19 protein-coding genes are annotated in these 17,589 nt (G+C 38.3%); 18 read left to right on the top strand and 1 reads right to left on the bottom strand.

Features of this window, described 5'->3' with window-relative positions:
• Nucleotides 1-310: 310 nt before the first annotated feature.
• The 9 genes from MKX62_RS04335 (at nt 311) to MKX62_RS04295 (ending at nt 7,819) form a co-directional block, all read left to right on the top strand.
• A complete protein-coding gene (locus MKX62_RS04335; protein ID WP_340740871.1) occupies nt 311-916 on the top strand; it encodes a hypothetical protein in 606 nt (201 codons plus the stop codon).
• Between the two features lie 450 nt (nt 917-1,366).
• Complete coding sequence (locus tag MKX62_RS04330) at nt 1,367-1,969, top strand: hypothetical protein (RefSeq protein WP_340740870.1); 603 nt, start codon at nt 1,367-1,369, stop codon at nt 1,967-1,969.
• Nucleotides 1,970-2,643: 674 nt separating this feature from the next.
• Nucleotides 2,644-3,063, top strand: coding sequence for a hypothetical protein (locus MKX62_RS04325; protein ID WP_340740869.1), 420 nt, complete (start codon nt 2,644-2,646; stop codon nt 3,061-3,063).
• 124 nt (nt 3,064-3,187) lie between these two features.
• Nucleotides 3,188-3,982 (top strand): GNAT family N-acetyltransferase, encoded by a 795-nt coding sequence (locus MKX62_RS04320; protein WP_340742544.1) that lies wholly within the window; start codon nt 3,188-3,190, stop codon nt 3,980-3,982.
• Between the two features lie 673 nt (nt 3,983-4,655).
• Nucleotides 4,656-4,916 carry an Ig-like domain-containing protein gene (locus tag MKX62_RS04315; RefSeq protein WP_340742543.1) on the top strand — a complete coding sequence of 87 codons (261 nt, stop codon included), beginning with the start codon at nt 4,656-4,658 and terminating at the stop codon, nt 4,914-4,916.
• Nucleotides 4,917-5,293: 377 nt separating this feature from the next.
• A complete protein-coding gene (locus tag MKX62_RS04310) occupies nt 5,294-5,803 on the top strand; it encodes a JAB domain-containing protein (protein ID WP_340740868.1) in 510 nt (169 codons plus the stop codon).
• The gene (locus tag MKX62_RS04305; RefSeq protein WP_340740867.1) at nt 5,803-6,123 is read left to right on the top strand and encodes a hypothetical protein; all 321 of its coding nucleotides are present in this window, start codon (nt 5,803-5,805) and stop codon (nt 6,121-6,123) included. The genes MKX62_RS04310 and MKX62_RS04305 overlap by 1 nt, the downstream gene beginning before the upstream one ends.
• A 467-nt stretch (nt 6,124-6,590) precedes the next feature.
• Nucleotides 6,591-7,469, top strand: coding sequence for a tyrosine-type recombinase/integrase (locus MKX62_RS04300; protein WP_340740866.1), 879 nt, complete (start codon nt 6,591-6,593; stop codon nt 7,467-7,469).
• Between the two features lie 47 nt (nt 7,470-7,516).
• Nucleotides 7,517-7,819: a DUF960 family protein gene (locus tag MKX62_RS04295; protein ID WP_340740865.1), complete on the top strand. Its 303-nt coding sequence runs from the start codon at nt 7,517-7,519 to the stop codon at nt 7,817-7,819.
• A gap of 45 nt (nt 7,820-7,864) precedes the next feature.
• Here the strand turns inward: MKX62_RS04295 and MKX62_RS04290 are convergent, their stop codons facing one another.
• Nucleotides 7,865-8,302: a hypothetical protein gene (locus tag MKX62_RS04290; protein ID WP_340740864.1), complete on the bottom strand. Its 438-nt coding sequence runs from the start codon at nt 8,300-8,302 to the stop codon at nt 7,865-7,867.
• A 138-nt stretch (nt 8,303-8,440) separates the two neighbouring features.
• Here MKX62_RS04290 and MKX62_RS04285 point away from each other — a divergent pair, with 138 nt between their 5' ends.
• The 9 genes from MKX62_RS04285 (at nt 8,441) to MKX62_RS04245 (ending at nt 16,858) form a co-directional block, all read left to right on the top strand.
• Entirely contained in the window at nt 8,441-9,070 is a 630-nt protein-coding gene (locus MKX62_RS04285) for a hypothetical protein (RefSeq protein WP_340740863.1), read from the top strand.
• Between the two features lie 188 nt (nt 9,071-9,258).
• Nucleotides 9,259-9,867: a hypothetical protein gene (locus MKX62_RS04280; RefSeq protein ID WP_340740862.1), complete on the top strand. Its 609-nt coding sequence runs from the start codon at nt 9,259-9,261 to the stop codon at nt 9,865-9,867.
• 76 nt (nt 9,868-9,943) lie between these two features.
• The gene (locus MKX62_RS04275; RefSeq protein WP_340740861.1) at nt 9,944-10,351 is read left to right on the top strand and encodes a hypothetical protein; all 408 of its coding nucleotides are present in this window, start codon (nt 9,944-9,946) and stop codon (nt 10,349-10,351) included.
• Between the two features lie 69 nt (nt 10,352-10,420).
• The gene (locus MKX62_RS04270) at nt 10,421-10,921 is read left to right on the top strand and encodes a hypothetical protein (protein ID WP_340740860.1); all 501 of its coding nucleotides are present in this window, start codon (nt 10,421-10,423) and stop codon (nt 10,919-10,921) included.
• Entirely contained in the window at nt 10,914-11,771 is an 858-nt protein-coding gene (locus MKX62_RS04265; protein ID WP_340740859.1) for a hypothetical protein, read from the top strand. The genes MKX62_RS04270 and MKX62_RS04265 overlap by 8 nt, the downstream gene beginning before the upstream one ends.
• Nucleotides 11,772-11,872: 101 nt before the next feature.
• Complete coding sequence (locus tag MKX62_RS04260; RefSeq protein ID WP_340740858.1) at nt 11,873-13,708, top strand: DUF927 domain-containing protein; 1,836 nt, start codon at nt 11,873-11,875, stop codon at nt 13,706-13,708.
• 139 nt (nt 13,709-13,847) lie between these two features.
• Entirely contained in the window at nt 13,848-14,735 is an 888-nt protein-coding gene (locus MKX62_RS04255) for a tyrosine-type recombinase/integrase (protein WP_340740857.1), read from the top strand.
• A 12-nt stretch (nt 14,736-14,747) separates the two neighbouring features.
• Nucleotides 14,748-15,512 (top strand): hypothetical protein, encoded by a 765-nt coding sequence (locus MKX62_RS04250; protein WP_340740856.1) that lies wholly within the window; start codon nt 14,748-14,750, stop codon nt 15,510-15,512.
• Nucleotides 15,513-15,901: 389 nt separating this feature from the next.
• Entirely contained in the window at nt 15,902-16,858 is a 957-nt protein-coding gene (locus tag MKX62_RS04245) for an Rpn family recombination-promoting nuclease/putative transposase (RefSeq protein ID WP_340740855.1), read from the top strand.
• Nucleotides 16,859-17,589 lie beyond the last annotated feature (731 nt).

Genomic DNA, 17,589 nt, shown 5'->3' with positions numbered 1-17,589 from the left:
TGTCCGTGTACAATGATAGGTTATTTGTAGGGGAAATAAGCAGTAGAAGAAACAACCACTGATGGCACGCCGTATGCGGTCAAAGCCGCGTGTACGGTGTAGGCCCGGAACGAAAGCTACAAGTGTTTTTGTAGTATAAGACGGGAATAGTGATCACGATCTTATTGAGCTTACTGAGAAAGAGTATTATGATGTAGATCATAACGGATATATTGATCACATCAAGCTGACGTATAATAACTTAATTGATAATACTACTGTTTCAACAGGGGACTTTACAATTGGTACAGGTAACGATGGTCTACAGCAAATGGAAGAAATCCTAGCTGCTGAAGTGAATGATCATGAAATTATACTGACTGTTAAAGAAGTGTCAGGAACAAAAGAAACTTACACGGATGACACGATTGCATATGATGCTGCTGCGTTTAAAGGCGTAAACAACCAAGTAGTCTCTGTACAAAATGCGGTTACCATGACAGACAAAGCAAACCCAATTCTTATAGCTGCGTCTACCAGTGACAGCAATTGGAGTGAGATTACTGACATTTTGACAGTAACTTACAGTGAGGCTATTAATGCTTCAGCGAGAGGTAATTATGAAGATGGATTTGAATTTTGGTCAGGTGACATAGGGGCTGCGTTAGGGATTGAATTGAAATCTATGCCATTCAATATGATTTCTAATCCGTCTTCTGCAGCAAAGGTTGAGGGAATTGTTGTTTCGGATACTTTAACCTTAACTATTTTTGCGCATCATTTTATTGCTCAAGATGATGTACAACCGTTTGGTATTAAACCAGACCAGGTAATCCCTGTTATTGATCAAGAGAAGAATACGATTACAGATAATGCAGATAACAATATAGTTCATTCTATAGGTCATACAGTAACAATCACGACTAGTAATCATTAAAATCTGTCCCTGTGTTAGAAGTAGTTCTACACTATTCCGACAATTAACTACAATTCACTTATTTTCGAAAGTTTTGGGTAAGAGATTATAGAATAAATTATTACAATTCTATTCAATAGAATAGATTGCTTGAATATGGGATAGCCTTGTGGAGAGAGATCTCTGCGGGGCTTTTCTTTTGGCTTGAAGTAATTTGTTTGAAATAATTATAAAAATACAGGTTATTTTATCAGAATTTTTGTTTAACCTTCCATACAATGTACCTATTTGGTATAATGAGTAATGGGGAAATAGGATTGTAATTTATGAATAAAACTACCACTGATGGATCGCCGTGTGCGATAAAAGTCGCCTGCACGGTGAAGGCTCAACCGAAAGCCAATATTGGTATAAGATGAGAATAGCGAATTTGGAAAATTAGATTTAGAAAGCGGTTATGGTGGATATTTTATGGGTGGATCGATTGAATTATACAACAATCCTAAAAGTCATACGAACATAGTTCACCTTTCTTATAATGACACTTCTCAACCACAACTTATTTCAGGTATGAAACTGGTTGAAAGGGGAATTTATTTTGTATATTTAAGTGATCAAAAGTGGCAGGATCTACCTGATTCTGTACCAATGGATTTTGATCGAGTTTTATTTTTATTGGAAGAAGGTGAAGGTGTAACTGAGAGTAGTAAGAATGTAACCTTTACAATTAATAGTTTTCTTACTCCCCCATCTACATTCAGGGAAATAACAATTAGCCGTGCAAGTGATGTTGTTATGATTGATGGTGCTACCGAAACGGAAACTAGTAACCCAGAAGTTATTGCGAATGAAACAACTATTGGTATAGAAAATATTATTATAGACGAGAATATTTCGTTTGAATTTGATAGAGAGGCAAGAATCGGAGACCGCATTGCTCTACGCATCCCTTCATTGGAGTCAAATGATAATCTTACAGTTTATCTTTATGCTGAGAAAACTGAAAGAAGCTGGAAGCTGAAGCTACTTACTAAATCAATATTTGGTTCTGCCTCTAATGTTGGGGTAAATTAAATTTCTCTTCGCCTAAACTATAGATGCATAGCAAGGAAGAAATTTTAAATGATATGTTTATCCTACAATTGATACCATTCTACATGGACTACACCGAGTTATTGGGTGTTGTCCTTTTTTTCATTCAGTCATCTTAATATAGCAATCAACCCCTCAAGTGCAAATAAGAAGAAAGTGCGTAGGTTGGAAAACATGTAAATAATTTAGGGTGCCAGTTTCTCGCACAATTCAGACGACTCACTGCTATTATGTTTGGAGACTGACTACAAGTAAGTGTATGAAATTGGGGGAAATCCTCTTGCGTCCTTTGAAACTAAAACCAAGTGCCAGGAACTCACGCAATTCAAGCGCTATCCTGAAAATGGTGTCTGATACAACGAAATAACAAGGAGAGGTGGGGGGCTTCGGTTCTCTGCGGATTCTGAAATGAATAGCCAACTGTCTTTCGGGGATGGTTGGCTGTTTTTTTCTATGTGATGTCGTTTAGAGGATGAATGAATTGATTTTCCAATGACTTAATAGTGGAAATGTTATACAATGAAGAAGGGGAAATAAGCAAACAAAACTACCGCTGACGGATCGCCGTGTGCGGTGAAAGCCGCCTGCATGGTGAAGGCTCGAATCGAAAGCTACATACAATTTTTGTGGTATAAGACGAGAATAGTAATAATCAAATGACGATTACAATGGTACAGGGCGCTAGTATAGAATTGTTTCATGACTTAAGTGGTGATTTAGATACTCACTATATCGCCACTGGTGGCAATAACTATAATAAAAAATATATTGGAGATTTAGTAAATGTTCAGGTTAATGGACAATCTGGTCAATTTAGGTACGATCCATTGACTGATTCCTTTGAAGTGTTAGATGCTGAACAAATTAAACACGGAACAGTTGAAGTAACATCGTCTGACTTAGATTTAGTATCTGTTGTGGGGGATGATGATAATACTAGATTAGTACTTGATCCTACAAACGAAGCTGAAGCATCATCTGATGTAAATATTGTGTTTACTTTAAAACAAGGCAATCAAACTATAGGTTCGGTGGAAATTCCTGTTACATTTATTAGTTCTCAGCCTTCTCAATAAATCATGAAAGTAGTCTAATCATTTCGATTCCTCTATAACAGAAAGTGTGAAAATATAGTGTATATGACATTAGTACAGTTGGACAATAATAATTTGCATCAATTTGAGCACTTGATCTTTTTTCCTGCTCACAAGGAGAAAGTTAAAAGAGCTATCTTCAATCATTGGATTAGTTGCGATTTTGGAAGGTACAGCAGCTGCTATAGTTCTCTCAGAAGGAAATGGTAATTTATTTTACCTAAGAGTACTTCCACAATTTCAAAACATGGGGATAGAAAAGGAATTAATTACACGTTTGGAGCAATGGTACAAACAGCGAGGATGTAAATCTCTATCATTAACCTATGAAAGCGATTCTCCTCATGAAGTGTCTTTTTCTAAACAAATAGTGGAACTAGGATGGAAGGAGCCTAAATTGCTAATTCATCTTTTTATTGGGCAAGCAGATAAGTTAGAACAAGATGAATGGTTTCATAGAGACTTCACTGCAAGTAATCAAGAGTTGTTCTATTGGGGAGAACTAACAGAAGAAGAAAAGAAGTACCTTCAACTCCAAAAAGATATAATGTATTCAGATGTGTACGATCCTTTCTATAATAATGAGAAGATTTCTTATAAATATAGCTTCGGTTTAAGAGAGAATGATTATGTAGTTGGTTGGATTATTAGTGAAGAGATTTCACAGAATATGATATTTGTTCGCACAGTTTATACACCTGAACAGTTTGGAGCCAGGCGAGCAAGTCTGTCCTTATTAAATAGGTGTTTTGGAACAATATACTCTGAGAAAGAGTATCCTTTTGTGATGTTTGCAGTCGATAGTTCGAATACAACCGCTCGTAGAATTGTCGAAAAGCGATTTAAAAGTGGAATCATTCGAGAAAAACTGTATTTTAATACTCAGAAAATGATTGATTAAAAAGTTAGAAGAAGTTTTCTATTCAGTTAGATTAGCTATCTGAATTAAAATCGGGAAAATAAGTTTAGAGGATACTGACGGATCGCCGTGTGCGGTGAAAGCCGCCTGCACGGTGAAGGCTCGAATTGAAAGCCATAATAAAAATGGTATAATACAAGAATAGCGAATTACCAATAACTCGAATTCTTGATTGTGCAACTGCAGAAATTATGGATTCAAAGCTTGATAATATTATACTCAATAGGTCTGAAGGAAAGAATAAATTGGTATAATTGTAATCCATCTGAGGATGGTGCTGAATTATTAGAGATTTAGGAGACTGAAGTTTCTGTTTCGCTGGCAGAATAACAACCCCTATCTAAATACAGATGGGCAAATTTTTACAAACTAGAACACTGTCCAACTAAAAGCAGGCGAGAATGTCGATAAAATGACTATTCTCGTCTTTTATCTATCTATAATTACATAAATTATTGTCAAAATTATTGTTCAATTACTTATATTAATGGCTAAAGTCTTCATGTATAATTAACGTGGGGAAATAAGGAAGTAGAAATAATAAAATACTGCTGACGGATCTCCGTATGCGGTCAAAGCCGCGTGTACGGTGTAGGCCCAGAACGAAAACCACACAAGGGATTGATGTGTGGTATAAGACGGGAATAGCTCAGCAATCACAAGCGTTAGCGTAACACCAGGAACTGCAAATGTTGTACAAGGTGGAACTTCACAGTTATCTTCAACGGTAGCAGTAGTGGGTGGAGCAGCACAAACAGTAAACTGGTCATCTGGTGGTACAGTATATGGTGTAACAGTAGATACAACTGGTTTAGTAACAGTAGCGTCTTTTACACCACCAGGAAATTATACGATTACAGCAACATCAACATTTGACAGTACTAAAACAGCAACTGCAACTATTACTGTAAACTAATGAATTTCGGGTACTTAACATCAGGTGCCAGTCACTCACACAACTCAGACACAACTCTGAGGGCTGAGTATGAGACCAAAGAATGTAGTCCTTTGATCCTTTATGGGTCAAGGGACTTTTTCTTTTGCCTTCCATTTTCTACTTCTACTATAGCCTATTTAAAATCAACTAAACGGGAATCATGAAACTGTGAAAAATGTAATAGTATTGCATTATAATGATTTGATTCGTAATGAAATAGTTAATTTAGTGTCAAGGCTACTTCCATTCCGTTTCTACTTCACTTTCATTAATATATTATATTCCTGAATACAAATAGAAATGCCTTACTTCCATCGCGGTGGTAGGGCTTATTTTAATTTCAGGAGGAGATTAGTATGAATATATACAAACCACAAGCACAACAAATGGAATTGTTAATGGTGAAGGAAGAGGAGAAAAGAGTGCCTGCTAAACGAGTGGATATTGTATCGTTGCGGTTAGTGAAGGAAACGAGTCTGTTGTACAAGGATCGTGCGATTCGTAGTCCAGAAGACGGTTACAACTTGTTTAAGCAGTTTCTAGGTGAGTTGGACAGGGAGTATCTTGTCGTGATGTGTTTGGATGTGAAGAATCAGCCGACAGCAATAAATGTCTGTCACATTGGTAGTTTGAATGCTAGTATCGTTCACCCAAGGGAGGTCATGAAAGCTGGAATTCTTTCCAATGCGGCTTCGATTTTAATTTGTCACAATCATCCTTCGGGACAGCCAGAACCAAGTCAAGAGGACATTGACGTCACTAACCGATTAGCAGAGGCAGGCAGAATTATGGGCATTGAGTTAATCGATCATCTCATCATCGGAGATGGTCGCTATGTTTCACTCAAGGACAAGGGGTACATCTAATGGATGAGCTAACGAGAGAACTGGAGTGGTTCTTGGATACGCTAAAAGTGCGCTTCAATGTGGAGCTGTCTGCTAATGATGTCAGTGTAGAAGCAACCGAGTTAGGATTGTCAGAGGTTGAAAGTTCCTTTGTTCCGGGGGAGCTATTCGAGGTGGTTCCTGAAACGCTACTTTATGAAATCATCGTTGTAGATGATGAAGCTAAAGATGAATGGATTGGCGCAGTTGCTTTTTATCCTAACCGACCGGATTGGTGTTTACAGGTAATTACGAAAAATGGTGAGTTGATTCTCCGAAATATACTTCCACTTATCCAATGATACTCACGACATTACTAAGTGAATTCGGTTGGAAACTGACGACATTTCTTTCGACGTTCAAGTCATACAAGCAGGATTGTTGTCACTAAAGGAATATCAGCGTTTTTAGTAAGCAACAGCCCACTTCTTTATTATATGACTGTCGCTAGTGGCCGCGGTCTTGGTTAATTTGAAAGGAGGGATGTATATGTGGTGGGAATTACTGAAAATTGTTCTTGTTGCCGTTATTACAGTGACAATTGACTACTTAATGAATGAAAATCAGTTGGTCATCCGACGATTTGCGTGGTTTTAATTTGAAAGGTACGTCAATGGAATATCTTGCGGAGGGGATGGGAACGATTGATGTTTCTTCTCCCTCTTTTTTTAATTTCTAGAGGCATTCAATGTTTTGTGCATCTTAGGCTACTAGAGGTAAGGAAATCGAGGGAATCTCCATTTTTGATGGTACAGAAAGGATGGGACATATGGAGTCAAAATGGAATACACTGGAACGGTTTAAACGCTGGCTAGTGGAAGAAGGAAAGGCAGAAGCCACCATTGCTAGTTACGTTAATGATGTGAACCAGTTCAATCGCTACTTAGCGGCGAAGAATGTCGATGCAGGAGTATTCCTCACACGCTTTTACTTCACCACTTACTTGAAGGAGTTAGCGGTGGCAAAGATGGCAAACTCTACGATCAACAAGAAGGTCAATTCATTAAAAGTGTACAATGACTGGTTGTTTCAGGAAAAGATTGTGGAGAATGTGTTCATTAGCATTAAGAAAGATAGGGTGAAAATTGCGGCTGGAAGTGAGGCTGAGGTGAGCGTGCTAACGGACGACCAAGTTGAGAATTTTCTGTTTCATTTAGAGAAGGAGAGTCAACGCAACAAGTTGATTGGCTACCTGTTAACATTCACCGGTCTTAGGGTTTCAGAAATTGTCCACATTCAGCGAACAGACGTGGATCAACTCACTGGACAGCTGACGGTGAGGGGCAAAGGGGGCAAGCTAAGAGTCATTCCACTGCGGAAGGATGTGCTCGAAGCGATGCAACACTACCTACAAGACGAACGAGCCAGCAGCAAATTCAGCAACAGTCCTTCCCTCCTCGTCAGCCAACGAGCGGAAAAACTCCATAGGGATGCAGTTAGAAGATTACTTGAATCGACGGGCAAGAATTTAGGCTTTCATATTCACCCTCACATGATGCGGCATACATTTTGCACTCGCTTACTGCGTAACGGAGTAGATATCACCACAGTGAGTAAGTTAGCTGGGCATTCTAACCTAAATATGACAGTAAAATACTATATAAATATATCAAAAGATGAAAAACAATCGGCAGTAGATAGGCTGTAAGCAAGTAGCATCTACTGACAAATAATATAGAAAGTGAGCTGATACCCATGAGGATTAAGAACGGAACATTTTACATGACAAGAGCCATTAATGAGGAACTTAACCAAGAACATCTCCACTTCATTATTAAATACCTATTCGAGCATTCCGAACAACTAACCGATTACCTACAAATCTTTGAATTCTACACAGTAAATGACCAACAATGGCTACTGCAGCGACAAGAAGAACCCCATCGAGAAACAGTCATACCTGTACAATTAATCGCCACTGAACCCATCAATAGAAAAGTGTGGGTAATGGAACAAGGCGATGAAGGAATCATGATCCTATTCCCCGAGGATTACTAGACCGCCACTATCATATGAAACAAGACTCATAACCATGTTGGAGGGTTATGAGTCTTGTTGTTGTCGATGCTGCTCAATCAGTTCATCTAAGAAAGCTGAAATGTTAGGGATTGTCCCTTCTTTTTTTAATTGTTGTACATAGTCCATCTGTTCTTTCTGTAAATGAGCAGTAAATTTCACACGATTAGCTTTGTAGGTGTCAGCAACTTCTTTTTTTGGTCGACCTCTTTTGTCTGTGTACCCTGCATTTTTTAGTCGACCTAAAATAGTGGTGATTTGTTGTTCTTGAAAGTGAATTCTAGCTTGAAGCTGTCTTTGGAGATTCGGCTTGTCGGTTGCTGCAAGTTGTTGCCTGAAGTCTTGTAGGTTTAGTTTCACGTCTTGCAGTGCTTGTTGCTGTTGTTGGATATACCGCTTATTCTTTTGTATCGCTTGTTCCTTTGCTTGCGTTAATCGTTCTTTAAATGAAAGTTGTGTCCCCATCATTCATCGCTCCTAAATTAGAATAATAGGTTGTTTGTGTATTTTTTGTCGACTGAAAATAGTCAAAAGATCCACTGGAATCGACGGCAGGGCGATAAAGGAATATGCTAAAATGAAGCTACATAAGGAGTGACTGGAATGACTAAAAAAGAAGAAGAATCGAAGAAAATAAGTGTAGCAGCCATTGCAATAGAGTTAGAAGAGGAAAGTTATTTAAAATCAAAACCCAATAAAAAAGGGGAACTTAAGCCGGAATTCAGTGCTCGTACATATCAAAGAAACTTTAAAGCCTTGTTAGATTCATTAAATGTAGAAAAAGGACGATTTAAAAATAAAAGGAATCAGTACATGGTGAACAAAGGACAAGTACCTATGTTCAAAGCAATGCTAAGGGAATCTACAATTAAAGGAAGCTACTTTCATTATGCAATGAAAAAGCGTGAAAAAGAAGCATCGATAGAAGAAATTATCACAACTTACCATCGTATGAAGGGAATCCTCACAAGGGGATTAGATGAACCAATTTTAAAACATTTTTTAAAACTTATCGATAAAGCTGTTGGTTATTCATTCGCAGTCGAGCAACAGAGAATTCAAAAAGAATTAGCTGACTTTATGTCAACTATCGAATCTTTTGAATACCGTCAAAAAGTAAGGGAATTAAAGAAGTTTAGAAAACATTTTTTTGAACTAACCGAGGAATCGAAGAAGAGTATTGAGGAAGAATTAGCACAAGAGGAAAAGACGGAATCACCAAAAAATCAATAAAAAATTAAACATATATTACTAATCTAAGAACAGCGTGAGCCCTTGAGCTTACGCTGTTTTCTTATACGCCTAAATGATATTACTCATTGTCCATGACAAAAAAACTTTATAAATGTCGTCGAGATAATAAGCCTGATTTTTGTATGCTAAGAACCGAAGAACAAACAACGAAAGAAAGGAGTAAGGACATGCAGTTAAAACGACAAGCCAAGATGCCAGAAGTTCAATCCAGAGGAGGAACAGACATGACAAAAAAACTTTATAAATGTCGTCGAGATAATAAGCCGGATTTTTGTATGCTAAGAACTGAAGAACAAACAACGAAAGAAAGGAGTAAGGACATGCATGTAAAACAACAAGACAAGATGCGAGAAATTCAGTTCATGGGAGGAACTAACATGACAACAGAAAATCCTAAAGCAGCGGATTACTACACAATTAATTTGAAAATGGATTCTGATATACATGGATTAGGAGGGCATGAAGATTATTTTGCTCTATTTGATTGCTTCAAGTTTGAAGCAACTTTGCTGGGAACTGATAATCCTTTTGAAGGGTTGCCTAATCTACTACCATCTTTACACAAGACATTTCCAAACTTTTATTTAATAGATGCGAAGTCGAAGGATGGAAAGATTAGCCTCACGTATGAAGCAGGCGCAATGGATCCTTATTATTCGGTAGGTGAATTCTTTTCAGATGAATTTGCGACCAAACATGAGGTTTTATTGCAACTCATTCAAGAAAATCAACTAACAAATGTGGAAATTGAAACTTATCTTAGTCATACCTATTAAATAAGTTAGAAAATTCTTGAAAACCAAGTGATAACTACAATTAAATTAACAAACACAAAAGAAGGAGTGGTATTAATTGGAGACAACAATTAAAAAGTCAATCAAATTAAAAATGGGGAAGCCGCGCTTGCCGATAGGTAAACATTCTCTGGAAATAAAAGAATTGTCGGAGATTGAAGATGCAGTAAGCAAGTACGGCAATCCATGTCAAACAATCGAAATTTGTTTAGTTGGAAAAGTACTAGGTAGGGACATGGAAGTATGGCGGAAACTTTGGATTCACAGCAGCCCAAGCTCCCTCTTCCAACAGTTGGCTTTTGCCACTGGAATTGAAGTAGATGAAGATGAAGAAGGCAAAATTGACCTAGAAGATGCCATTGGCAAGTCAGTCATTGTCGAAGTGGAACAACAAGGGAATTTAGTGAATATTGTTGGGTTTATATCAACAAAGAGAGTTGCTGAAAGTATATTCAGGAGAATCTGAATCAGGACAGGGAGTAAATAGGTAGAGCTTTTACTTCCCTATCTACACTCCGAAAAGGAGGCATCCATCATGGGTGACAACATGATGTTCAAATTGAAATCAATTAACAAGGGAGAGAATAACATGCCAACAAAAGAAAATCCGTTTATCCAACATCCAAGCGAAATATTTAGGAATATACCACCTTCAAGTAGGTATGAAGTGATTTTGAAAACAGCATCGGATGTAATTAATAACACCGCCCGTCCTGTAATGTACGAAATTACAATGGAAGCTTCTTCATTAGTTGACGAGAAAGCAATTACAATACTACCTGAGATTCAAAAGTTTATGCATTCTGAGTTTGATGGCAGCTATTTGGTGAAATCAGACATCGTAAATGAAATTTTAACTGTAACGTATTGCATAGATAATCATAATTACCCCGATTCACTGTCAGTCTTAATTTCAAATGAATTACGTCCGATTCATAATGAATTAACAAAGTTGATTGAAGCTAACTTGCTGACAAATGTTAAAATAATTTGCAATATTGCATCGTTTAAAAAGGAGCTAATCAACCATGAGTAAAGTAACTAATCATAAGAAATCCATTAAAAAGAATCCACGTTTTAAGGATGGGAAACCATCTTCAATAAGTATAGATACAGTCATTGAAAACCAGCAGTCTACCATTGTCCCTACCACATTAGTTGAAACGGAGGAAATTAAATTGAATGAAACTCAAAGACTAGAACTAGAAACATTTGAACAGGAGCCAAACATGGCAACAGAAACAGACATGGAGGGACAGGCTGACCTTGAAGCCACATCTGACGGTTTGCCACAAAATTCAGAGCCAGAACCACCAACTTTGCCACTGAATTCTACAACAAAGCTGCCAGAGTTGGTTGAAGATGAGCTAGAGTCCGTGTCAGAATCAGAACTAGAACCCAAAGTTACTTCAGCAAAAGATGAGCCAATACCTGATGAAGTAAGCGTGTCAAAAGTATATAACACATTAGCTCAATCTTATGTGGAGGAGAAACTTAGTTCAATTGAACAAGATGATTCCCTACTAGATACTGCCATTGCTACGACATATAACATAACGAAAAGCCGACAAATGAATGCGGCGTTAACTGTCGTGAATCATAAGACTGGCAAGCGAAATAAAATTGGTAAAGATGTCTGTGATGAACTTGAGCTAACAGAGGGTAGCCTAGTTGATGTGTTCGTCAAGGATCAGAGTGTGCTCATCTGCAAGTCAACAAATGGGCAGGGACATACGCTAAGCAAAGGTAACATTATCTACAATAAAGAACTTGTAGAAATGATTACAGAAGCGTGTCAATTAGACTTCGAAGGACGTTCATCGAATAGCTTAACTCAAGTCAAATACGTGCAATCGCAAGGACGTAAAGTGGCAGTAATTAGCTAAGTATCATAGATGGACGATCTTAGGTGAAAAATAATAGTGAAAAGAACGAAAGTGGAGTATCTGATAAGATACTCCCTTCGATAATGGAAGGGGAAATAACAATGAATAACGAAACAACTAGCGTAGCAGAAATAACAGAACCATCATTAAATGCAAATGTATCACTTCCATCATCTTACATTAGTAAACGATATGGCGATTACCTTGCAGAAGAGGGTAAACTGTACTTTTTTAAAGAAAATCCTAAAGGTTCATCCAAAGAATTCCAGATTTATATCGGTGAACTCACAAGTGTGAAGGAATGCTGTGAAACGATAGAAACGGGGGCGATTCAATTAATACTAGAGTACTGGTATAAAGGGAGACAAAAGGAGGTAACGATTTCACGCGAACAGCTTCAAAAAAGAGAATTTGTAAAGCTGATGGGTGCCGGTGTAGACGCTGCCGAATCCAAGGTTAACCATGTGTTGTGTTTCTTGGATAAACAAGAGAAAGAAGATGCCCCTTTGACTTATATACATAAGGGTCTTGGCTGGGGGAAATACAACAATCAGTTCATTTTTAAGCACCACAACATTTTGGGCTCATCGGAAGTTGAGTCAACTTATAAGGGTCAATTTAACATCCAACCCAAAGGAACATTTGAAGCATGGCAAACGATTGTGGAGAAGCATATTTTGGGGCATACCTCACTGGAGTTTGCATTGGTGTTTGGCTTTAGTGCTACGTTAAATGCATACTTTTCAGAGTTTACAAGTATGGATACGCTTGTTGTGCATATTTTTGGTGACTCCTCTACTGGAAAAACAACAGCAACCCGTGTAGCCACATCGAGTTTTGGAAAACCAACAACTACAGACAACGGATTGGTACTGACCTGGAATAGTACAGCGAATGCTTTACTCAACCAATTAAAAGGAGTTCGCGGTATTCCGATAGGCTTAGATGAAGCCTCGATGAATGGTATGAAGGATTTCAGTAGAATGATCTATCAATTAGCAGGTGGTGAGGAAATGCGTCGGTTGAATGCTGACATCGAACTTCGAGAAAAAGGTACATGGTCCGGTGGATTCATCTCCAATGCAGAACATTCGCTTCAACATAAATCAAACCAAAACACTGGTCTGAAAGTGAGACTACCCGAGTATGGAAATGTTCGATGGACGAAATCTGCCGAGCATGCAGATGTCGTTAACCGAGGTTTTGAGCAAAACTACGGTCATGCAGGACCAATGTTTGTTGAATACTTGTTAAAGCAAGATCAAGAACAGCTGATGCAACGTTTAAAAGTTCATGAAAATGAACTACTAGATGTTATGACGGAACAAGATCAATTCACAAACCGATTAGCTAGTAAATTTTCGACACTACTTTTAACTGCAACGCTTATGAATGAATTATTTTCATTCCAAGTAGATGTAGATGCCATCCGTGATTTCATCGTTGAGCATGAGCAAGGTCAAGTGGAGGACCGAGATATCGGTAAACGAGCTATTGCTGCTCTTGTTCCACAGATTATCGAATACTACGCTTATTTTGATGCTAGAAACGTTGAACGTAAGACGTCTCAATGTTACGGGTCTATTCAAGAAAAGTCTGCTTATACAGAGGTAGCGATACTTAAGCATAAATTTGAAGAATGGCTAAGTGAAGCCGGGTTTTCAGATAGCTCCGTTGTCCTTCGTGCCTTTAAGGATTGTGAAGTTTTAGATTGTGAAGCTGGAAAAAATACTCGTAAACGCAAATTACCTGATGGGTCAGAGCAGAATGTAGTCTCAACACAGTCGGTCTATGTATTGAAACTAGAAAAGCATTCCCTTTCCAATCACACTCAACCAGTTGAGGTAAGTAGAACTTCTGGACGCCGACCTGTTCAGTCCGTTAAAAGCAATGCCGCAGCTGCTGATATCTTTAAACCTACTTCTGAAATTAAATGATTGTAAAGGTGTCCAAATCTGAAAAAATGGAGATAGGTAGCCAAGTAGAGCATGACTTGGCTACCTATCTAGTCGCAACAAAGAAGATTATGAAAATATATTATAAATAGGAGTAATGATAATAAAGGAGCTGATACAAATGGTAGTCACAAAACTGTTAACAACCTGCAATGAAGAGCTGGAGCAGCACCTCATACAAAAAGAAATGAGTCCAGAAACTATTCGTAGCTATAAGGGTCACAATGATATGGTAATATACTATTTTAATACCAAAAACAACTGTCCAACATTTGTCGATGATCTTTCGACAGAGGACTTGGAAGGCTATCTTCACCATTTGAAGCATGAAAAAGGGTACAAACCAGCGAGTCTGAATGTAGTGTTGAATGCGGTTCGTCGTTTGTACCAGTACGCAATACGTAAAAAGTATGTTCTCGCTAATCCGACAGCTGACATTGCACAAGCGAAGGTGCAGCGAGAGGAACGTCCCTTCCTCAATGCAGCGGAGATTAACGAGTTGTTGAAAGCCATCGATCACAAACTGATTAGATTGCTTGTCCGTACACTTGCCTACACGGGACTCCGAATCAGTGAATGCATTGACCTAACATTGAAGGATGTAGACTTTGAGCAGAAAGTGATTCGTGTCATTAATGGAAAGGGGGGTAAAAATAGATCGATTCCTTTGTCTGAGGAGCTTGCGGTTGATCTTAAGGCGTATGTCGACAACCAACGTCCAAAAGTAGCTAGTGAAAACTTCTTTGCTTTAAAGAAAACAGGCACAATTTCTGACCAATACGTCAACCGAGAATTAAAGGTAGCCGTGAAAAAGCTAGGATGGACTAAACACGTGACTTGCCATACGCTTCGCCATAGCTTCGCTTCGATACTTGTGAAGAACAATGCGAATATACCGACGGTTGCTAAATTACTAGGTCACGCTGATTATCGAACAGTTACCAGCATCTATATTCATGTTGAAACCGATGATTTAGCAGATGCCGTCAATCAAATTACATTAGTTTAAGGGGGAAGAATAATGACCAATCAAGCTGTATTGAACGTTTTAGAGGATGATCGTGTCCAAGAAATACTCACGGGGTTAGTGTCAGGCAGGACGCGTGAAGAATTGTCCAATGAATTTAATCATAAGACGTATAAAACATTGGATATTTACATGCGCCGAAAAGGGTTTACTTGGGATGCAGACCAGCAAAACTATGCATTGAAACAAGAGGACACAGCATCGCAATCAAGTCATGTGGACATGTCAAAAGCAAGTCGTATTCTTCAGCTGTTGAAGGACAATGCCGGCAATGCTAAAATCGTCGCCACCCAGCTAGGCTTCTCCGATCATAAGGAGTTGGCCACCTACATGTTAGGGCGAGGGTATTCGTGGGATAGCGAAGAAAATACCTATATGAAGAAGGTGAAACTAGAAGCATCAGTTGAACCTGTAACGATTGCAGAGACTGAACCTACACAGAATGCTGAACCAGCAGTAACTACTGAAGAAATGCACTTACTAGCCGAATACCTTCCGATTCTGAGAATGCTCAAACAAAATGAAGCTAAACTAGTCGACATCCTTAAGCCATACGGAACACTCGGCAGCATCCCTCGTTACATGATCCCGGGCATTGCCAAGACAAAGACTGTGCAGATGGTCCATTCATTGGATCAAATGGTCGTGGAGTTCGCAAATGAAAAGAGCATGACACAACGAGATGTATTTGAAGTGGCACTCATCGACTTCTTCAAAAACTACGGGTACCAACAACAAATGGAACAGTTACTGAGATAATCTTTTTAGCAGCTTCAGAAAACAAACAGAAACCACCGTCCTCGTGAAAATCCCGGGGCATTCCACGCTGAAATCACAAAACCCCCATGCCACAAATCCAATGGTCCCAAGGGTTTGTGGCGAAAACCCCGCGATTCCCTACAAAAAAAGAGAAGAGACACTAAGGCGGAAGCCAAAAAAGATGAAGTGTACAGGTAATTCGTTTGGGATATGTTCTGTTAACCAAACACAGTCACTTGTTACTTAGTCAATCCCTTGGTAGTACTAGCTTTATCTATCGCTGTTGAAAGCATTGCATTGATTTATATTGTTGCTGAAGGTAAACGGAATACTTAGAATCCTATTGAGAAAAATGGTATACTATAAAGAAGATGAGTGAGGTGAATTGCATGAGCAAAAAAGCATTAATGCGTATCCCATTAGAAAAGTTAATGGACCTGAAAATTGACTATGCGTTCAAACAATTGTTTGGTAGCGAGAAGAATAAGGCGATTACAATCGTATTTCTAAACGCTATTCTTAAACGAACTGGTCGTGATACCATTAAGGAAGTTACCTTTAAGAATATTGAAATTGGTGGAGAACACGATGGTGACAAACAATCTCGATTAGACATCTTAGTGACTACACAAGATGACCACCATATAAATGTAGAAATTCAATTCACAAATAAATATGATATGATTAAACGTTCATTATATTATTGGGCACAAATCCATAATGATCAGCTTGAGAGCGGTATTAGTTATATTCACTTAAACCCTACAATCACCGTGAATATTTTAAACTTCAACTTATTTCCAAAGACAGATTTATTTCATACAACCTTTCATCTTTATGAAGATGAAGAAAAGTTTAGGCTAGATGACCAACTAGAACTTCATTTTATAGAAATCCCAAAATTACTGAAGCAATGGAAAGCCCAACTTTTAAATCCATGGGACGATGTATTGGCACGCTGGTTATTATTACTGGGTATTGTTGACCATCGAAATGGTCGTGTCTATGAAGAACTTTATAAGGAATTGGAGGAGATCGCTATGGGTGACGAACATCTACAAAATGCCTTTGCAAGTTGGCAAGAAATAAGTGTTTCACCAGAAAGTCTTCCTGCTTATCGTGCCCGGTTAAAGCAAGTTCTAGATGATGAAGCGATGGTAATAGAAGCCAAGTATAGAGAAGAAGCTGCATTGGTACATGGAAAAGAATTAGGTAGTCAAGAAACAAATATAAAAACAGCACGTAACTTTTTAGGAATGGGCATAGATATTGAAACAGTTGCTAAAGGAACAGGTTTATCGTTAGAGGAAGTAAAAGCCATTAAAGAGAAAATGAACTTATCTTAACATGATATGAAGAAGCTAATTTACACAAAATAAGTAGATTAGCTCTTTTATCTGGGGATGTAAATGATGTAATTTTGATGGTGTCTTAGCATGATTGAAAAAAGAACAGGTAGATAAATAGTGTGAAATATTGATGTTAAACTAATGATTGTCATGATGACTCGTATTCAGAATAGGAAAAGGTATTTGATGAAAAATGGTGGCAATCTTGAAGAAAGTCAGCTATATTACGTGATCTATTCAGTATGATTTTCAGGTTTACATGGCAGTGCAACATGTCCAGCAACAATGTTTTTCTTTTGATTCAGCAAGGTTTCATGAAGTTCGATTTCCTCATTTACTTTTACAAAACCAGTTGTGGCAGTTCTCTTAATGTCTCTCCACTTTTTTTGCTGGGAATCGTGGGGTTTTTGGCGCAATCCCTTGTGCCGCATCGGTTTGTGTGAGTGGGGGTTTTGGGAATGGCGAGGAGTTTTCCCGGGGTTTCCCGTTCGTGTGTCGGGAATGATTGGGGTTTATTATTCAGGAAGCAATTGAGTTCCTTCATTAAAGTAGTAGTATATTGAAATGGATGTAGCAAGGTATGTATAAGTATGCCATGACGTAGTGACATATCTACTGGGTTAGCTTTCTATCTTCAAAAACGATGAGGGTCTTGTTGGGATGGCAGCCTGTTGCAAACCTTATGGAAACCTTTGCCTTGAGCAACTGTTATTGATTCCGTCTTGGTT

The sequence above is a fragment of the Sporosarcina sp. FSL K6-5500 genome (assembly GCF_038005665.1).
In the GTDB taxonomy this organism is placed as follows: domain Bacteria; phylum Bacillota; class Bacilli; order Bacillales_A; family Planococcaceae; genus Sporosarcina; species Sporosarcina psychrophila.
This window is presented reverse-complemented; position numbering and strand designations above follow the sequence as displayed.